Source organism: Pelagibacterium nitratireducens (assembly GCF_037044555.1).
In the GTDB taxonomy this organism is placed as follows: domain Bacteria; phylum Pseudomonadota; class Alphaproteobacteria; order Rhizobiales; family Devosiaceae; genus Pelagibacterium; species Pelagibacterium nitratireducens.
Window position 1 is genome coordinate 1 of the sequence record NZ_CP146275.1, and the last position, 18075, is coordinate 18075.

14 protein-coding genes are annotated in these 18075 nt (G+C 62.5%); 9 read left to right on the forward strand and 5 right to left on the reverse strand.

Translation table 11 applies throughout. The features are described from left to right. Positions 1–36 precede the first annotated feature (36 nt). From dnaA to gyrB, 4 genes are all read left to right on the forward strand, one after another. Positions 37–1473, forward strand: a complete 1437-nt coding sequence (gene dnaA, locus V6617_RS00005) for a chromosomal replication initiator protein DnaA (RefSeq protein WP_338608323.1) — start codon at positions 37–39, stop codon at positions 1471–1473. Between the two features lie 330 nt (positions 1474–1803). Continuing rightward, the gene (gene dnaN, locus V6617_RS00010; protein WP_338608324.1) at positions 1804–2922 is read left to right on the forward strand and encodes a DNA polymerase III subunit beta; all 1119 of its coding nucleotides are present in this window, start codon (positions 1804–1806) and stop codon (positions 2920–2922) included. A gap of 169 nt (positions 2923–3091) precedes the next feature. Then, positions 3092–4216 carry a DNA replication/repair protein RecF gene (recF, locus tag V6617_RS00015; RefSeq protein ID WP_338608325.1) on the forward strand — a complete coding sequence of 375 codons (1125 nt, stop codon included), beginning with the start codon at positions 3092–3094 and terminating at the stop codon, positions 4214–4216. Positions 4217–4327: 111 nt separating this feature from the next. Next, the gene (gyrB, locus tag V6617_RS00020) at positions 4328–6784 is read left to right on the forward strand and encodes a DNA topoisomerase (ATP-hydrolyzing) subunit B (protein WP_338608326.1); all 2457 of its coding nucleotides are present in this window, start codon (positions 4328–4330) and stop codon (positions 6782–6784) included. 114 nt (positions 6785–6898) lie between these two features. On the opposite strand, the gene V6617_RS00025 is transcribed toward gyrB, so the two are convergent. After that, positions 6899–7780 (reverse strand): AraC family transcriptional regulator, encoded by an 882-nt coding sequence (locus V6617_RS00025; protein WP_338608327.1) that lies wholly within the window; start codon positions 7778–7780, stop codon positions 6899–6901. 134 nt (positions 7781–7914) lie between these two features. Between V6617_RS00025 and V6617_RS00030 the strand changes: the two genes are divergently transcribed. Then, positions 7915–8886, forward strand: a complete 972-nt coding sequence (locus V6617_RS00030) for an aldo/keto reductase (protein WP_338608328.1) — start codon at positions 7915–7917, stop codon at positions 8884–8886. A 166-nt stretch (positions 8887–9052) separates the two neighbouring features. On the opposite strand, the gene V6617_RS00035 is transcribed toward V6617_RS00030, so the two are convergent. After that, positions 9053–9280: a hypothetical protein gene (locus tag V6617_RS00035; protein ID WP_338608329.1), complete on the reverse strand. Its 228-nt coding sequence runs from the start codon at positions 9278–9280 to the stop codon at positions 9053–9055. Positions 9281–9513: 233 nt separating this feature from the next. Between V6617_RS00035 and V6617_RS00040 the strand changes: the two genes are divergently transcribed. Next, positions 9514–11667, forward strand: a complete 2154-nt coding sequence (locus tag V6617_RS00040) for a transglycosylase domain-containing protein (protein ID WP_338608330.1) — start codon at positions 9514–9516, stop codon at positions 11665–11667. A gap of 73 nt (positions 11668–11740) precedes the next feature. Here V6617_RS00040 and V6617_RS00045 read toward each other — a convergent pair whose 3' ends face one another. Next, positions 11741–12475 (reverse strand): SprT family zinc-dependent metalloprotease, encoded by a 735-nt coding sequence (locus V6617_RS00045; RefSeq protein ID WP_338608331.1) that lies wholly within the window; start codon positions 12473–12475, stop codon positions 11741–11743. A gap of 286 nt (positions 12476–12761) precedes the next feature. After that, positions 12762–13205, reverse strand: a complete 444-nt coding sequence (locus V6617_RS00050) for a DUF2852 domain-containing protein (RefSeq protein WP_338608332.1) — start codon at positions 13203–13205, stop codon at positions 12762–12764. Positions 13206–13338: 133 nt separating this feature from the next. On the opposite strand from V6617_RS00050, the gene V6617_RS00055 reads away from it, so the two are divergent. The 3 genes from V6617_RS00055 (at position 13339) to V6617_RS00065 (ending at position 16927) form a co-directional block, all read left to right on the forward strand. Further along, positions 13339–14682, forward strand: a complete 1344-nt coding sequence (locus tag V6617_RS00055) for an ActS/PrrB/RegB family redox-sensitive histidine kinase (protein WP_338608333.1) — start codon at positions 13339–13341, stop codon at positions 14680–14682. A gap of 73 nt (positions 14683–14755) precedes the next feature. Then, complete coding sequence (locus tag V6617_RS00060; protein ID WP_338608334.1) at positions 14756–15310, forward strand: ActR/PrrA/RegA family redox response regulator transcription factor; 555 nt, start codon at positions 14756–14758, stop codon at positions 15308–15310. Between the two features lie 30 nt (positions 15311–15340). Next, positions 15341–16927: an MBL fold metallo-hydrolase gene (locus tag V6617_RS00065; protein WP_338608335.1), complete on the forward strand. Its 1587-nt coding sequence runs from the start codon at positions 15341–15343 to the stop codon at positions 16925–16927. A 57-nt stretch (positions 16928–16984) separates the two neighbouring features. Here V6617_RS00065 and V6617_RS00070 read toward each other — a convergent pair whose 3' ends face one another. Continuing rightward, on the reverse strand, positions 16985–18067 hold the full coding sequence (locus V6617_RS00070) for a hemolysin family protein (RefSeq protein ID WP_338608336.1): 1083 nt from the start codon (positions 18065–18067) through the stop codon (positions 16985–16987). Positions 18068–18075: the final 8 nt, after the last annotated feature.

An 18075-nucleotide genomic window follows, 5' to 3' on the forward strand; every position in this document is an offset into this window, starting at 1 on the left:
CAAAAGACGACAACAGGGGCGAAAGGGGAAACCAAGATGACGATGGATGCCGATCAGGTCTGGCTGCGCGTGCGGGCGCGGCTGAGGGCAGCGGTTGGCGAAGATGTCTTTACGTCGTGGTTTGCCCGGCTCGAGCTCGAGGAAGTGGTGGGCGATCTGGCCCATCTTTCGGTGCCCACGCGGTTCTTGTGCTCGTGGATACAATCGAACTACGTCGAAAAGATTCTCGAGGCCTTCAAAAGCGAGGACCAGTCCATCGGACGGCTGCACCTGACGGTCCGTGTCAACGGCCAGGCCCGGCCCCGGCTGGTGAGCTCGCAAGAGCCCTCGGCCGCCGAAGCGGACGCTCCGGCCGACACCCAGGCAGTGCGCACGGTGCCGGCGCTGGTCACCAGCCAGCCGGCCAGCGGCACCCGCGCCAACGCCCTTTCGGGCTCGGCGCTCGACCGCAAGCTGACCTTCGACACTTTCGTTTCGGGCAGCGCCAATGAAATGGCGCTCAATGTTGCCAAGCAGGTCGCCTCGGCTGCCGCCAACAATGTGGTGACCTTCAACCCGGTCTATCTTCATTCCTCGGTCGGGCTGGGCAAGACCCACCTTTTGAACGCCATTGCGTGGGCGGCGGGGGCGTCGGACACCTCGCGCAATATCGTCTATCTGACGGCCGACCATTTCATGTACCATTTCATAACCGCGGTGCAGCACCAGTCAGCGCTGGCCTTCAAGGAATGGCTGCGCGGGATCGATCTCTTGCTGATCGACGACATGCAGTTTTTGCAGGGCAAATCGGCCACCGAATTCGGCCATACGCTCTCGACCCTGATTTCGGGCACCAAGCAGGTTGTGGTGGCGGGCGATGCGCCCCCGCGCGATCTCGAAATGCTCGACGACCGTGTGCGCTCGCGGCTTTCGGGCGGGCTTGTGATCCCGATCACCCAGTTCGATCCCGAACTGCGCCGAGCCATCGTGCAGAAACGGGCTGACCAGGCGGCAAGCCGGTTTACCGGGCTGAGCTTTCCCGGCCCTGTCATCGATTACGTGGCGCGCTCGATCGTGAGCCATGGTCGCGATCTCGATGGAGCGGTCAACCGGCTGGTGGCCGCCAACCAGCTGACCGGCGAGCCGATCACCGTGGGGCTGGCCGAAAAGACCCTGCAGGACCTCATTCGCTCGCGGGACACACCCAGGGTGCGGATCGAGGACATCCTGAAAATCGTCGCCCGGCATTACAAGGTGCCGCGCAATGAGCTTTTGTCGTCGCGCCGCTCGCGCGATGTGGTGCGCCCGCGCCAGATCGCCATGTATCTGGCCAAGTCGCTGACCTCGCGGTCCCTGCCCGAAATCGGCCGCCGGTTCGGCGGGCGCGACCACACGACCGTGCTCCATTCGGTGCGCAAGGTGGAGCAGCTGATGAGCCAGGACGGGGAATTGACCCAGGAAATCGAACTGCTCCGCAGAATGCTGGAGGAGTAATCTGCCGGTCGCTGCGCGATCCAAAGCGCCGGTGGCGCTTTGGAAGGCAGACTGCGCCCGAAGAGCTATGCGCGAGGCCAGGCAGCGCCAAAGCCAATAGAGTGCCCCTTGCCCGCCGCCGCTGTGCGGTGCGCGCTCCCCAAGCGAGAGGCGGGCCGGGCTGGCTGCCAACTATCCACCAGATTTTCGCTTCGCCGGCGCCCTGCGGCCCGGTGGGGCCTTGCGTTTTTTTACCCGGCGATGCAGGGTCTGTGCCCGGCTTTTGCGCCGGTGATGGCCCGTCCAGGGCCAGCGAAAACCAGACAGAAAAGATCAGGGGTCCAAAAAGCCATGAAGGTCACGCTCGAGCGCAACCATCTGCTCAAGTCACTGGGGCATGTGCACCGCGTTGTCGAGCGGCGCAACACCTATCCGATCCTCGCCAACGTTCTGATGAGCGCCACGGGCGACGGGCTGGATTTGCGGGCCACCGACCTCGATATCGAAGTGACCGAAACCGTGCCGGCCATGACGGGCACGCCGGGCACGACCACCGTGCCTGCGCACACCCTTTATGAAATCGTGCGCAAGCTGTCCGATGGCGCCGATGTCGTGCTGGAGACCGACGGGAACGATCAGATGTTGATCAGTTCAGGCCGGTCGCGCTTTCATCTGGCGTGTTTGAACCCGGACGGGTTCCCTGACCTGAAATCGGGCGCGTTCACCCACAATTTCTCGATCAAGGTCGAGATGCTCAAGGATCTGATTGAGCGCACCCAGTTCGCGATTTCCAACGAGGAAACGCGCTACTATCTCAACGGGATTTTCGTGCACACCGTGGACGGCCCGGACGGGGTGGTGATGCGCGCGGTGGCAACCGACGGGCACCGGCTGGCGCGGGTGGAAGCCGAAGCGCCACAGGGTTCGGCGGGGATGCCGGGCATCATCATTCCGCGCAAGACCGTGGCCGAAGTGTTAAAATTGCTCGACGGGGTCGAGGACGAGGTCAAGGTCGAGCTTTCCGATACCAAGATCCGCTTTACGCTGGGCGGGGTGATCCTGCTCTCAAAGCTGATCGAGGGCAGTTTCCCCGATTACGAGCGTGTAACGCCCAAGAACAACGACAAGGCGCTGGTGGTCGATCGCGACAGCCTGGCACGGGCCGTGGACCGGGTATCGACAATTGCGTCCGAACGCGGCGGCAAGGCGGTCAAGTTGGCGCTGACGCCGGGGCAGCTCGAATTGAGCGTGACCAATCCCGATCACGGCACGGCGAATGAAGAGCTGGCCGTCGAATTCGACCTCGAAGGGTTCGAGATCGGGTTCAACGCGCGCTATCTTTTGGAAATCATCGCCCAGATCCGCACGGAAAGCGCGACCTTCATGTTCAACGACGCCGGATCGCCGACGCTGGTGCGCGAGGATGGGGAGACCAAGGCGCTTTTCGTCCTCATGCCCATGCGTGTGTGATTCAGGTAAGGACGGGCTGCAAGCCGCACATTTCTGCACTTCCGGTGCTCACGTACTGTAAGTGCGCTCCGCTCCGGTTCTCGAAATGTACGGCTTTCGCTCCGGCCTGACCTGAATCCGCCACCACGAGCGTTCAGGACATCCCATGCTGGCGGCGCGGACTGAACTCATGACCGATGCACAGCGCTATATTTCCCGGCTGCGGCTGACGGGGTTTCGCAATTATCCCAGCGCGGCGCTCGATCTCGATCATCGCCATGTGGTGCTGACGGGCGAGAACGGGGCGGGCAAGACCAATCTGATTGAAGCGATTTCGCTGCTGGCGCCGGGGCGCGGGTTGCGGCGGGCCGGGTTCGACACGCTGGGAACGGTCGGCGGGGACGGGCTGTGGGCCGTGGCGGCAAGCATCGAGACGGCGTTCGGGCCGGTCGATATCGGCACGGGCGCCAGCGCCGACGCCTCCGGGCGGCGGGTGCGGATCAACGGCGCCAATGCACGGGCCATCGAAGAGATGAGCGAGCATGTGCGCATCTTGTGGCTCACGCCATCGATGGACGGGTTGTTTACCGGCCCGGCCAGCGAGCGGCGGCGGTTTTTAGACCGGCTGGTCACCGCGCTCCATCCGGGCCATTCGAGCACCGTTTCCGATTTCGAGAAGGCCATGCGCCAGCGCAACCGGCTGCTCGAGGACAATGGTGACGCCGCCTGGCTGAGCGCCATCGAGGCGCAGATGGCCGAATTGGCCACCGCGATCTATTTCGCGCGCGCCGATTCACTGGCCCATCTGCAGGCGCTTATGGAGAAGTCGGTTGCCGATACGGGTTTTCCCGCGGCGCTGCTGGCGATTACCCCGATGATGGAAGGGGAGATTCCGCAAACCGCCAGCGGGCTGGAAGCGGCGCTGAGCGGGCTGTGGCGGGCGGCCAGGGGGCTTGATCGGGCGGCCGGACGCACCACATTAGGACCACACCGCATCGATCTCGATGTGACCCATGCGCCAAAAGCGATGCCGGCGGGATTGTGCTCGACAGGCGAGCAGAAGGCGCTTTTGATCGGGCTGGTGCTGATCCATGCGCGGCTGGTTTCGACAATGACCGGGATCACCCCCATCCTTTTGCTCGACGAGATCGCCGCCCATCTCGATCCGGTGCGGCGGGGCGCGCTGTTCGATGCGCTCGAGAAGCTGGGAACCCAGTGCTGGATGACCGGCACGGACCCTGTGCTTTTCGCCGCTTTGGGCGACCGCGCGCAACCGTTTTCGGTGCATTCGGGCGTGGTGCGGCCCGTGGGCTGAAAAAGCCGTCACATTGTGGTGCTGGAAAGCCAAAAACGGGCCAAATTGCTTGGGGATAAGCCCCCAATCAGGTACAAGTTATCAATTCCCAACAAGGCTGATTCTTCTTTCATGAGCGACACGCCCCCGATCCCCAATGATGCAGAGTATGGCGCGGATTCGATCAAGGTCCTAAAGGGCCTCGATGCGGTCCGGAAACGGCCGGGCATGTATATCGGGGACACCGACGACGGCACGGGCCTGCACCACATGGTCTATGAGGCCGTCGACAATTCGGTCGACGAGGCGCTGGCCGGCCATGCGGATCTGGTTTCGGTGACGCTCAATGCCGATGGCTCGGTGACGGTGACCGACAACGGGCGCGGCATTCCCACCGATATCCACAAGGAAGAGGGGATTTCGGCGGCCGAAGTGATCATGACCCAGCTTCATGCGGGCGGGAAATTCGACCAGAATTCCTACAAGGTCTCGGGCGGTTTGCACGGGGTGGGAATTTCGGTGGTCAACGCGCTTTCGGTCTGGCTCAAGCTCAAGATCCGCCGGGCCGGTGGCATCTACGAGGTGAACTTCACCCATGGGGTGGCCGACGGGCCGCTCAAGCGGATCGGCGACTATGTCGAAGACAAGCAGCCGGGCACCAATGAGGGCCGTTCGGGTACGGAAATCACCTTCATGCCCTCGAGCGAGACCTTCACCATGGTCGAGTTCGACTTCAAGACGCTCGAGCACCGGTTGCGCGAACTGGCGTTCCTCAATTCGGGCGTCCACATCATCCTGCGCGACAAGCGGCATCCCGAGATCGTCGAGATCGACCTGATGTATGAGGGCGGGCTCGAGGCCTTCGTTCAGTATCTCGACAAGAACAAATCGGCGCTGCTCGACAAGCCCATTTCGCTGATTTCGGAAAAGGACGGGATCACCGTGGAAGTGGCGCTGTGGTGGAACGACAGCTACCACGAGAACGTCTTGTGCTTTACCAACAACATTCCCCAGCGCGACGGCGGCACGCACCTTGCGGGGCTGCGCGGCGCGCTGACGCGGCAGGTCAATGGCTATGCCGAGCAGAGCGGGATCACCAAGCGCGAAAAGGTCTCGCTGACCGGCGACGATACCCGCGAGGGGCTGACCTGCGTGCTGTCGGTCAAGGTTCCGGACCCCAAGTTCTCGTCTCAGACCAAGGACAAGCTGGTCTCGTCCGAAGTGCGGCCGGTGGTCGAGAACGTGGTCAACGACAAGCTCAACCAGTGGTTCGAGGAACATCCCGCTGAAGCCAAGGCCATCGCCACCAAGGTGGCCGAGGCCGCGGCGGCGCGTGAAGCGGCGCGCAAGGCGCGGGAATTGACGCGGCGCAAATCGGCGCTGGAAATCTCCTCGCTTCCGGGAAAGCTCGCCGATTGCCAGGAGCGCGATCCGGCCAAGGCGGAGATCTTTATCGTCGAGGGCGATTCGGCCGGTGGTTCTGCCAAGCAGGGGCGCGATCGGGCTACCCAGGCGGTGCTGCCGCTGCGCGGGAAAATCCTGAACGTGGAACGCGCCCGGTTCGACCGGATGATTTCGTCCGACCAGGTGGGTACGCTGATCACCGCTTTGGGCACGGGCATCGGGCGCGAGGAGTTCAACCCCGACAAGCTCCGCTACCACAAGATCATCATCATGACCGACGCCGACGTGGACGGCGCCCATATCCGTACGCTGCTTTTGACGTTCTTTTACCGGCAGATGCCCGAAATCATCGAGCGCGGGCACCTCTATATCGCCCAGCCGCCGCTCTACAAGGTGACGCGCGGGCGCTCCGAGCAGTATCTCAAGGACGAGCGGGCGCGGGAGGATTATCTTCTGGCCGGCGGGGTCGAGGATGCGGTGCTCACGACGCGGGCCGGGACAACCCATGCGGGGGCCGATCTGCTTTCGATCGTGGAACAGGCACGCGACCTCAACCATCTGATCGACAACCAGAACGCGCGTTACAACCGCCAGATGATCGAACAGGCCGCCGTTGTCGGCGCGCTCGATCCGGCGGTCATGGACACTCCCGAGACCGCCCAGGGACTGGCCGACCGGGTGGCCAACCGGCTGAACCGCATGTCGGACGAGACCGAGCGCACCTGGGAAGGCGCCCTGGACGGCGAGGGCGGATACATCTTTTCGCGCGTGGTGCGCGGTGTGACCGAGAGCCACACGCTCGATGCGGCGCTGCTGGGCTCGGCCGATGCGCGCAAGCTGCGCAATCTGGCCGGCAAGCTCGACGAGATCTATGGCGGCGTTCCGACGCTGATGCGCCGCGAGATCAACCAGGAGGTCTATGGACCGCGCTCGCTGTTCGCGATCGTTCAGGCGGCGGGCGCCAAGGGCGTTTCCATGCAGCGCTACAAGGGGCTGGGCGAAATGAACGCCTCCCAGCTGTGGGAAACCACTATGGACAAGAACGGGCGCACGCTTTTGCAGGTGCAGATCCGGGAAACCGACGACGCGGATTCGATCTTTTCCCAGCTGATGGGCGATCTTGTCGAGCCGCGGCGCGATTTCATCCAGGACAATGCGCTCGCGGTTTCCAACCTCGATATCTGATGGGGTCGGGGTGCGGCTCGGGCGGCGGGTTTCGCCGCCACACGCCGCTCATCGGTAGCACGCGCGCATAATCTGGTAAGCTGCCGCCTTTTGCGAACGCGATGATGCCGGGCTTTATGGACCGGCTTCAACAATCGCCTGCAAGGAATCCGCGTCACGACGCGGCGGAGCACCGAACAGCCTTTTGTACTCGCGTGAGAACTGGGACGCGCTTTCATATCCAACGGCATAACCCACGGTCGCGGCCTCGGCATGTTCAGTCACGAGGCGCCGGCGTGCCTCGTGCAGCCGAACATGCTTCTGATATTGCAGCGGGCTCACGCCGGTCACCGCCTTGAAACGGCGATGAAACACCGACACGCTCATGCCGGCAATCGCCGCCATGGCGCTAATGCTGAGATGGTCGGCATAATGGTGGCGAACGTAAGCCATCGCCCGGCGAATATGGGACAGCCGCGTGTCGGCCCCGGCAATCTGGCGCAGCAATGCACCATGCGGTCCCATCAGCAGACGAAACATCAGTTCATGCTCGAGGTGAGGCGCAAGGACCGGGATTTCCTGAGGTCTGTCGAGCAGGCTGGCGAGCCGGTGCCACGCATCAAGCAGTGCGGGGCCGGCTTTGGCAACGCCGAAGCCCGAGCCGATGGCAGGCTCGGCGAGCGCGTTCATGTCGAGCAGGATCGTCGAAATCACCGCAGGATCGAGAAAGAGATTGAGCGCCACAAAGGGCTCGTCGGTCGAGGCTTCGCAGACCTGTCCCATCGCCGTCAGCTCGGCCGCCACGACCATGCAATCACTGGCGCCATATTCGAGCGCTCCATCTCCGATAAACGTGCGTTTGCGGCCCTGCAGCACGAGGCAGACGACCGGCTGATAGATCAGGCCATTGGCGTCGGTCGGGTTGTCGATGCAATAGGCATGAAGACGCGGCATCTGCGGGTGCGGCGCGCCGGCATGGCGCAGCGCAATGGCGCGAATGTCGTCAAGTTGTGTCATGGCGCCATTCCACAGCGCTTGCCTCAAAAGGTCAATGGGTCGGCAGAATCAGGCAATCATCCGGGACCATCAGACATCCGCATTGGCGAGAGCATCCCTACATTGTGCCCGTACACGCACGAAAGGATATTGCTATGCAAAAGCGCAGACTCGGCAAGGACGGACCCGAAGTGTCAGCTCTCGGCTACGGCGCCATGGGATTTCACCTCGCTTATGGCGCGGCCGACACGCAAGCGGGCCCGGACCTGATCAAGCACGCCTATGAGATGGGCGTTACCTTGTTTGACACCGCCGAACTCTATGGCTGGGGCGAGAACGAGAAATTCATCGGAAAGGCGGTAGAGGGCTTTCGCGACGACATCGTTATCGCCACCAAATTCGGCTTTGCCCTCGACAATGGCAATTACGGCACCAACAGCCAGCCTGACCATATTCGCAAAGTGACCGAAAACAGCCTTCGCTATCTTGGTGTCGACCATATCGACATTCTCTACCAGCACCGCGTCGATCCCGATGTGCCGATCGAAGACGTTGCCGGGACCGTCAGGGACCTGATCGCCGAAGGCAAGGTCAAGTATTTCGGCCTCAGCGAAGCTGGGCCGCAGACCATCCGCAAGGCCCATGCCGTGCAGAAGGTGACGGTCCTGCAGACCGAATATTCGGTTTTTGAACGCGACGTCGAAGCGGTCCTGCCCACCACGCGTGAACTGGGCATTGGATTTGTCGCCTATTCGCCGCTTGGCCGTGGCTTTCTCACCGGGTCCGTAAAGCCTTCGGCAGAATATGAGGAGGACGACATGCGGCGCTTTGATCCACGCTGGCAACCAGGCAATTTTGAAAAGAACCTCGATGCCGTCCGCCAGCTTGGCGAGCTGGCCCAGACCAAGGGCATAACGGTGTCTCAGCTGGCGCTGGCCTGGCTCCTGGCCCAGGGCGACGACATCGTGCCGATCCCCGGAACGCGCCGGATCGAACGTCTCGAGGAAAACCTGGCCGCTGCGGATTTAACGTTGTCGACCGATGATCTGGTCCGCATCGCAACTATCCTGCCGGACGGCGCTTTCGGTGCGCGCTACGCCGGCGGCATGGTCCCGGACTGGATCTGACAGACAATGGGTGGCTGGCATTGCTTGCCACCCATCATCGAACAGAAGCACCGCTTCACAAAAAGATACGCTGAACGCGCAGACGCGTGCAAACGAAGATGTTTTTCCAGCGTTATGGCCTTGAGAAACAGTGTTGCGAGCCGAATTCTCGATTGCGCAGGACCGTTTAAAATCCCTTTTCGCCGCGCGAACTGACGGCCAGTTTCTCGACGAGGTCATCGGGGATGGGTTTGCTTGCCGAGAATGTCACGCCGGTCCTGGTGGCCTCGAGGTTTAGCGACGCAATCTGCTTGGCATGGGCGGCAATTGCGCCGGGATCGACATAGAGACCACATTTTTTGCTAAAGGCGGCACAGCCTGCGACGATCGTTTCCTCGATCTGAAATCCGGGCATCCGCGAGAGCGGGCCTTCCTGAAAAGGCCATTCGGCAATCGATGCCGGAACAAATTGCGACCCTCTCCCCCCGGTTAGGCAAAAACCGTTGCCGTGCTGCCACACTGGCGGGTAAGAGTGGAAAAATTCACATAAACGCGCCACAATTGAACGCGATAGCGGTAGGCATCGCGTTTGCGCCCGGACGATGGCGCGCGTCGATTTTTCACGACCATGCTCGAAAGTGATCTTTGATGGATCTTCGTCTCTCTCCCGATGATCGCGTCGATGGCGGCCCGCAGCGCAAGGCCAGGGGCCAGCGCGCGCAGGCCGGATCAGGCTCCAATGGGCCCAAGGGTGGCAAACCCCGCCGGCCGCAGAACCGCAAGGTGAAGAAAAAGCGCTCGGGCGGGATGCGGTTTATCGTGGGATTTGCGTATTTCTGCTTCACGATGCTGCTTTTGGGCGGCGTCGCGGTGGCCGGAATCGTTGTCTATTACGGGCAGGATCTGGGATCGTCCTCCACCTGGGAAGTGCCCCAGCGTCCGCCCAATATTCGGGTTCTGGCGTCCAACGGGCAGCTTTTGACCAATCGGGGGCAGACCGGCGGGGAGGCCGTGGGCATCCACGAATTGCCGCCCTATGTGGGCCAGGCCGTGGTGGCGAGCGAAGACAGACGCTTTTACAGCCATTTCGGGGTCGATCCGATCGGGCTGGCCTCGGTGGGGATCGAAATGATCCGCGCGGGCGGCATCACCCGCGGCGCCTCCACCATCACCCAGCAGGTTGCCAAGAATTTGTTTCTGACCCCCGACCAGACGCTTGGCCGCAAGGTGCAGGAAGCGCTTCTGGCGGTGTGGCTGGAACAGAACTATTCCAAGGACCAGATCCTGGAGCTTTATCTCAACCGCGTGCATTTCGGGTCGGGTTCGACCGGAATCGAAGCTGCGGCGCAAACCTATTTCGGCATTTCGGCGCGCAATCTCTCGCTGGGTCAGGCGGCCATGCTGGCCGGCATTCTGCCCGCGCCGAGCTATTACAACCCGCGCACCCATCCCGACCGGGCCGCCGAGCGGCAGCGGCTGGCGCTGGCCAACATGGTGCGTGAGGGCTACATCACCGAGCAGGAGGCCCATGCCGCTGCCCAGAACATGGATGCCAACATCACCACCGAGCGGGTGGCGGGCACCGAATATTACGTCGCGGACTGGGTGGAATCGCTCATGAACGACTATCTGGGCGAGGTGAACGAGGACGTCGTGGTTTCGACCACGCTGGACTGGGACATGCAAAAGCAGGCCGAATTCGTCATCAAGGAAGCCGTCGCCTCACAGGGCGAGGACCTGGACTTTTCCCAGGCGGCCTTTGTGGCCATGGACACCGAAGGCCGGGTGCGTGCCCTGGTGGGCGGGGTCGATTACAGCCAATCGAGCTACAACCGCGCCGTGACCTCGCGTCGTCAGCCGGGATCGGCCTTCAAGCCCTTTGTCTATCTTGCCGCCCTGCAGCAGGGCTATACGCCCGACACGCTGATGGTGGACGAGCCGCTCGACTATGAGGGCTGGCAGCCGGAAAACTCCAATGGCCGCTATGTCGGGCCGGTGCTGTTGCGCGACGCGCTGGCCTTTTCCATCAACACGGTATCGGCGCGCCTGGCCATCGATATCGGGCCAGAAAATGTGGTGGAGACGGCCTATCGGATGGGCTTTTCCACCAATTTCCAGCCGGTGCCCTCGATCGCGCTGGGCACTCAGGAAGTCTCGCTGCTCGAGTTGACGAGCGCCTATGCCCCGTTTGCCAATGGCGGTTATGGGGTGGTGCCCAATGTGATCACGCGGATCACCACAACCGATGGCGAAGTGCTGTTTGAAGAAACGCCAGCCGGACCGGGCCGTATCCTGACCGATGAGCAGGTGGGCATGATGAACGACATGCTCCAGACCGGCGTTCAGGCCGGAACGGGCACGCGGGCGCAACTGGGCAACTGGCCGATGGCCGGCAAGACCGGTACGACCCAGCGCAACCGCGACGCGCTGTTTGTCGGTTACACCGCAAGCCTTGTGGGCGGCGTGTGGCTGGGCAATGACGACGACACCCCGACCCGGGTGTTCGGCGGACAGATACCGGCCCAGATCTGGCGCGACATCATGGCCGAAGCCCATGAGGGCCTGCAGAGCGCGGCGCTGCCTGGCAATTATGTCAAGCTCCAGGACCGCGTGGCGGTGCCGATGCAGGACACCATGCCGGCGACCGGAACGCCCGTCACGATCGACCAGATCCAGGGTCAGCCGGGTCAGCAGCCTGCCCCGTTGCCCCAACAACAGATCCAGCCGCAACAGCAGCAGCCCGTGGCGGTCCCGGCCGATGACGGGATCGGCGGCCTGCTCAACGGGCTGTTTGGCGAGTAGGATCGGCGGCGCTGGACGTTTGAGAAAGCCCGGGTTTATGCCCGGGCTTTTTTGTTGCGGCCTGGGGCGTTGTTCAGAGCGCCATCAGCGCTGCGCCATTGGCCTTGAGCCAGGCTTTGGGGCGCTCGTAATGGGGACACGTTTTCGCGACGGTGCGCCAGAAGACCGGCCGATGGTTCATTTCGAGAATGTGGGCCACCTCATGGGCGGCGACGTAATCGAGAACGTCGGGTGGGGCGAGGATCAGGCGCCAGTTGAAATTGAGGCTGCCAGAGGACGAGCACGATCCCCAGCGGGTCGATTGATCGCGCAGGGTGATGGCAGAAACCGTCACGCCCAGATTTTGCGCGTGGCGGGTGCAGGCGGTCTCAAGATCGTGGCGAGCCTCTTTCTTGAGCCAGTCTACAAGGCGGCGGCGCATGTGGTCGGGGCCGCCGGGCACGTGCAATTGTGGCTCGTCGCCCTCGTTGACGACGGTGACGAGACCGCGTAGCCGGCTGAGGCCGACCAGGCGGTGGGGGCTGCCGCGCAGGGGAATGATGGCGCCGGGGGCGAGTGCGTAAGGGCTCTGGATGCGGCTGAGCCGGGCGGATAGCCAGCCGGTGTTGCGCTCGAGAAAGGCTTGCGCCTCGGGCCAGCGCCCGCCGCGCGGCACAGTCAGAACCGGCTCTCCCCGCGCCGAAACGCTCAAGCGATAGGACCGGGCCCGGGCGTTGACCCGCACGGCTACTGTAACCGGACCGGACGCGATGACGAGCTCGGTCGTTTCAGGGATCGCGGTTCGGGCAAAAAGGCGGGGCAGCCCCATCCATTGTCTCTTTGGCAGAAAAGGGAATCGCGGGCGCCATTATGCAGGCTGGCCGAGCTGACAAAACAAAAAAGAAGCGGCACGTCGGAAAGGAGCGTGCCGCTTCTTATCGTATCGCGCTTTTGGACAGGCGGAGGCGGCCTGTTTTTCAAAGCGCGATCAAAGGGTGCCTTGGGCGGAGGCGGCCCAAGGCGCGGCCGGGGACCAAAGGGAGGGGGAACAATCCACCGGCCGAAGGGAACTCTTGAGGGCGATCACCGGCCCCTGGGCCGGCGATCTGTCTGGTTTAGTACCCCTGACGCTCGCCGCCATCGTCATTGCGGTTGTCGTCGTGGCGGGGGGCATTGCGGTCCCGCATGAAGCGGTCGAACTCTTCGCGATCACGCGCCTTGCGCAGATTGGCGAGGTGTTCTTCGAACGCCTGGCGGTCTTCTTCGAGTTTACGGCGTTCCTCATCGAGGCGCTTGAGCTGCTCGTCGCGATACTCGTCGAAGGCGGCATTGCCGGTGGCCGAAGCGCGATAGTGGCGCGGGCCACAGCCGCGGGATTTGAAGTTTGACTTCTGGCCGGCGATCCAGCTTTCAGCCTTTTCACGGCTGCCGCCCATATATTCGCCCCATAAAATGTAGGCGAGGACGGCCATGCCTAGCGGCCAGAAGATGATAAAGCCCAGAACCATCAAAGCGATGGTTAGCGGGGACCATGCGGGTTTGATAATTGCACTGTTCATGTTGCGGTCTCTCCAGTCTCGAACACAACAAAACTTGGGGTCGCCGGCGCCCGCATCAAGGGTTAGCGCATAAATTTATCGCTCTTGAAAACTGATATAGAGTGCCCATAGACCCGCCCGGAGAGACAAAAAAATGAGCGAAATCACACAGTCCAGCGCTCCGGCGCCGGCGCGCAGCGCCAATCCCATGCGGCTTGAAACGCTCGTGCTTTTGCGCTGGCTGGCCATTTCGGGCCAGCTGATCACCGTTGTGGTCGTGCGCTACGGGCTGGGCTACGACGTGCCGCTGGGGGCGTGCCTGTTGCTGATCGCGCTTTCGGTGCTGGTCAATGCGGGGCTGTTGATCCGCTACGGGCCGGGTCACCGGCCCTCGACCCGGCTGGCATTCCTGCAGCTTGCCTATGACAGTCTGCAACTCGGAGGGCTGCTTTATCTCACCGGCGGGCTGGGCAATCCGTTTGCCATATTGCTGCTCGCGCCGGTTTCGGTTTCCGCTTCGACGCTGGCTTCGCGCGAAACGATCTGGGTGGGCACGCTGGTCATTGCGATCGCTAGCGCGCTGGCTTTGTTTCACATGCCCTTGCCGTGGATCGAAGGGGTCAGTTTCGAGCCGCCACGCATCTATCTCACCGGGGTGTGGATTGCGATCCTGTGCGCTGTGGGGTTTGTCGCCGGGTACACCAACAAGGTGGCTCATGAAGCCCGCCAGCTTGTCGATGCGCTGACCATCACCGAGTTGGCCCTGTCGCGCCAGCAACAGCTTTCGGCGCTCGACGGGCTGGCGGCGGCCGCCGCCCATGAGCTGGGCACCCCGCTGGCCACCATTGCGCTGGCGGCCAAGGAAATCCGGCGCGACCATGGGGAAGGGGAGCTGGCCGAAGATCTCGATCTCATCATGGATCAGGTGGCGCGCTGCCGGGCGATATTGGGAAAATTGCGAAACCTGCGGCCATCGGGATCGGACCTTTTCGACAGCGCGACACTGTCCGACATCGTGGCCGAGCTGGCCAAGGCCCATGAAGGGCCGGCGCTGGTCGAGGGCAAATCGATCAATCTGGCCCAGACCCGGGCTGAGCAGGACGAGCCGGTGATCGCGCGCAATGTGGCGCTGCTCTACGGGCTGGGCAATCTGATCGAAAATGCCGTGCAGTTCGCAAAGGTTGAGGTGACGATCCGGGCCGTCTGGGACGGGCGGCGGGTGATGATCGCCATCATGGACGACGGACCGGGATTTCCGCCGGACCTTTTAAGCCGGCTCGGGGAACCCTATCTGACAACAAGGACGAAAGACCGGTTCGATCCGCGCCAACCCGATGGCGGGGGCGGGCTGGGATTGGGCGTGTTCATTGCCAAGACGCTTCTGGAGCGGACCGGCGCGACGCTCAAATTCTTCAATGCCCGGGCAAACGGGCATGCCTGTGTGGAAATCAGCTGGCCGCGTGACACCCTGGTCCGAAATGCCGCACGCGACGTATGAGGTATCTTGTGTGTAAGCTTTTGACGTTTTCGCCACAATTGGCCATAAGCAAGACGCGAGAGGATCAAGGCCAATGACAGAGATTTCCGAGCTTCCCGACACCGAGCGCACCCTGCTGCTGGTCGACGACGACAAGCCCTTCCTGACCCGGCTCGAAAGGGCGATGGACAAGCGCGGCTTTATCGTTTCGATCGCCGATACGGTGGCTGGCGGGCTGGCGGCGGTCAAAGCCAACAGTCCGGCCTTTGCGGTGGTCGATCTGCGGCTCGAGGACGGAAACGGGCTGACCGTGGTTCAGGCGCTGCACGAAAACCGGCCCGACGCCCGTGCCGTGGTTCTGACCGGTTATGGCAATATTGCCACCGCCGTCACGGCGGTCAAACTGGGGGCCGTAGATTATCTCGCCAAGCCGGCCGACGCCGACGATATCGTCAAGGCGCTTTTGGCCGGCGAGGACGATATCAAGCCCGAGGCCCCCGAAAACCCCATGTCGGCGGACCGTGTGCGCTGGGAGCATATCCAGCGGGTCTATGAGCTTTGCGACCGCAATGTTTCGGAGACGGCGCGGCGGCTCAACATGCACCGGCGCACGCTGCAACGCATTCTCGCCAAGCGCGCTCCGCGCTGATCGTTACTCAGACCATCCCAGGAGACCTCCATGGCCGTCGAGCTGAGCTTTAACGGTGCGGCGGGCACCGTTACGGGGTCGTGCTACCGGATCGTCCACGACAGGGGCAACTTTCTTGTCGATTGCGGACTGTTTCAGGGCACCAAGACCGAGCGCGAGCTCAACGAAAAGCCGTTCCCGTTTGATCCGGGAGCGATCGATTTCGTCCTTTTGACCCATGCCCATATCGACCATGTGGGGCTGGTGCCGCGACTGTATGCCAAGGGATATCGCGGGCCGCTGCACGCAACGGCGGCGACCAATGGGCTGATCGAATATCTTCTGGCCGATGGGGCGAGCATCCAGGAAAGCGAGGCTGAGCGCGAAAACAAGAAGCGCCGGCGCCGGGGCGAAGCGCCCGTGCCGCCCCTCTATACCTTGGCAAATGCCGAGGAGGCGCTCAAACACCGGTCCGATCATCCCTACGGCGAATGGATAGAGCCCGGACCGGGAGTTCGGGCGCGGTTCTGGAATGCCGGGCACATCCTTGGGTCGGCTTCCATCGAAATCGAGGTCGAGGACAACGGCAAGCCGGTGCGCTTGTTGTTTTCGGGGGATCTGGGGCCTGACGAAAAGGTTTTCTATCTCAAGCCAGGCGCCCCTTCCGATTTCGACTATGTGATTTGCGAATCAACCTACGGCGGGCGCGAACGGGCCGATTACACGCTGGAAACACGCCGCGCGGCGCTGGCTGAGGAAATCAACGCGGCGCTGGACCGCGGCGGCAATCTGGTGATCCCGGCCTTTGCCGTGGAGCGCAGTCAGGAATTGCTGCACGATATCGGGACGCTGATCGAAGACGGGACGATCAGTCCCAAGCGGGTGTTTCTCGACTCCCCACTGGCGCGGCGGGTAACGCAGGTCTTTGCCCGATACGCCCACGAGTTCGACGATCTCGAACTTTCCCCCGAGCAATTGTTCAACAATCCACGCTTTTCGATCACCGAGAGCGTCGAGGAGTCCAAGGCAATCAACATGATTGCCGGCGGCGCCATTATCATTTCGGCCTCGGGCATGGCCGATGCGGGGCGGATCAAGCACCATTTGCGCAACAATCTGATCCGCCACAATGCGACGGTGCTGTTCGTCGGCCATCAGGCGCGCGGCTCTCTGGGGCAGGTTATCCAGTCGGGGGCCAGGGAGGTGACCATTCACGGATCGCAAGTCCCAGTCCGCGCCAAAATCCGCTCGATCGACAATTATTCGGCCCATGCCGATCATTCCGAACTCATCGCCTGGATCAAGGGGCGGCTGCCCATCCATGGGACGCTGTTTCTGACCCATGGCGAGGACGAAGAACGGGCTGCGCTGCGCAAAGCGGCCATGGCGTTGGGGCTGGCCGGCGACCAGATCATCGCTCCAGAGCTCGATGACCGGGTGGCGTTGCAAGCTGGCGGCACCAGCCGGATCGTGGCGACAGGCACCGGGCGGATCGAAACCAGCCAGATCGGTCATGACTGGCACAATGGCTATGCCGAACTGATGATTGCGCTGTCAGACGCGCTGCGTGCCGCGCAATCGGATTCAGAGCGGGAAGAGATGATCGAAAGGCTCAAAGCCGCGCTAGCGGCCAAATAAGCCCTTTTTTGCATCGTCCTTCCGGCAAAAGTGGCATCCACTTTTGCCGGAAGCGCACTATTCCGCCGCCTGCTGGTTTTCAGGTTCGGGATGTGACGGGCTCTCGCTCTTGGGACCGGCGATCAACAGCCGCTGCTTGCGGCGGCGGCGGGTGATGCGGACCTGCTTGACCCGGCGGGCATCGGCGCGGGTGATCTCGAATTCAAAGCCCTTGAGCTTGGAGACCACTTCGCCCCGTACCGGCACGCGGCCGAGCATGGCCACCATGAGCCCGCCCAGAGTATCGACTTCCTCGGCATATTCACCGGGATCGAAATCGGAGCCGATGGCCTCGATCAGATCGACAAGCTCCACGCGGGCATCGGCGATGAAACTGTCCTCATCGACCGTGCGCAGCATCGAAGCTTCGCTCTCGTCATGCTCATCCTCGATGTCGCCAACCACCGCTTCGAGCAGATCCTCGATGGTGACCAGCCCGTCGGTGCCGCCATATTCGTCGATCACCACCGCCATATGCATGCGGGTGGCCTGCATGGAGGCCAGAAGATCGGTTACGGGCATCGAGGGGGGCACGAAGAGCACCTTGCGCACCAGGTCGAGCTTGCCGATGCGCTGTTTGAGCGTCGGGGTGACGAATTTGACCGGGCTTTGAGTGTTGTGGCCGTTCGAGCCATTGCCGGCGGTCGGGGCGGCCGATTTGGCCGGCTCGGTGACCTTTTCAAGTACGTCCTTGATGTGAATCATACCCGCGACATTGTCGAGGCTCTCCTCATAGACGGGCATGCGCGAATGGCCGACCTGGCGGAAGCGGTCGATGACATAGCCGACATTGACGCTGGAATCGACGGCCTCGATATCGGCGCGGGGCACCATGACATCCTCGACGCGCAATTCGCCGAGCTTGAGCACATTTTGCAAAATGGCACGCTCGGATGCGGAAAATGTCGTGTCGGTGGACAGGAACGGGCCCTCGAGCGCTTCCTTGAGATCGGTGCGCAAGGACGCGGGTCTGCCCGGCAGATGGGCACGAATCCGCGCCCATAGCGATGGCTTGTTGTCGCTTGAAGTTGACTGTGTCTGGTCGCCCTCAGGGCGATGCGGCCGGCGCGCCGCGGCGCTAGATTGATCGCTATCGGTCATTTGGGGTG

Coding starts and splice junctions, on each gene's coding strand:
- V6617_RS00045 (WP_338608331.1), bottom strand. CDS start 12,475: ATGGGGCTGCCCCGCCTTTTTGCCCGAACCGCGATCCCTGAAACGACC.
- V6617_RS00055 (WP_338608333.1), top strand. CDS start 13,339: ATGAGCGAAATCACACAGTCCAGCGCTCCGGCGCCGGCGCGCAGCGCC.
- V6617_RS00060 (WP_338608334.1), top strand. CDS start 14,756: ATGACAGAGATTTCCGAGCTTCCCGACACCGAGCGCACCCTGCTGCTG.
- dnaA (WP_338608323.1), top strand. CDS start 37: ATGACGATGGATGCCGATCAGGTCTGGCTGCGCGTGCGGGCGCGGCTG.
- V6617_RS00035 (WP_338608329.1), bottom strand. CDS start 9,280: ATGCCCGGATTTCAGATCGAGGAAACGATCGTCGCAGGCTGTGCCGCC.
- dnaN (WP_338608324.1), top strand. CDS start 1,804: ATGAAGGTCACGCTCGAGCGCAACCATCTGCTCAAGTCACTGGGGCAT.
- V6617_RS00025 (WP_338608327.1), bottom strand. CDS start 7,780: ATGACACAACTTGACGACATTCGCGCCATTGCGCTGCGCCATGCCGGC.
- V6617_RS00030 (WP_338608328.1), top strand. CDS start 7,915: ATGCAAAAGCGCAGACTCGGCAAGGACGGACCCGAAGTGTCAGCTCTC.
- recF (WP_338608325.1), top strand. CDS start 3,092: ATGACCGATGCACAGCGCTATATTTCCCGGCTGCGGCTGACGGGGTTT.
- V6617_RS00050 (WP_338608332.1), bottom strand. CDS start 13,205: ATGAACAGTGCAATTATCAAACCCGCATGGTCCCCGCTAACCATCGCT.
- V6617_RS00065 (WP_338608335.1), top strand. CDS start 15,341: ATGGCCGTCGAGCTGAGCTTTAACGGTGCGGCGGGCACCGTTACGGGG.
- V6617_RS00040 (WP_338608330.1), top strand. CDS start 9,514: ATGGATCTTCGTCTCTCTCCCGATGATCGCGTCGATGGCGGCCCGCAG.
- gyrB (WP_338608326.1), top strand. CDS start 4,328: ATGAGCGACACGCCCCCGATCCCCAATGATGCAGAGTATGGCGCGGAT.
- V6617_RS00070 (WP_338608336.1), bottom strand. CDS start 18,067: ATGACCGATAGCGATCAATCTAGCGCCGCGGCGCGCCGGCCGCATCGC.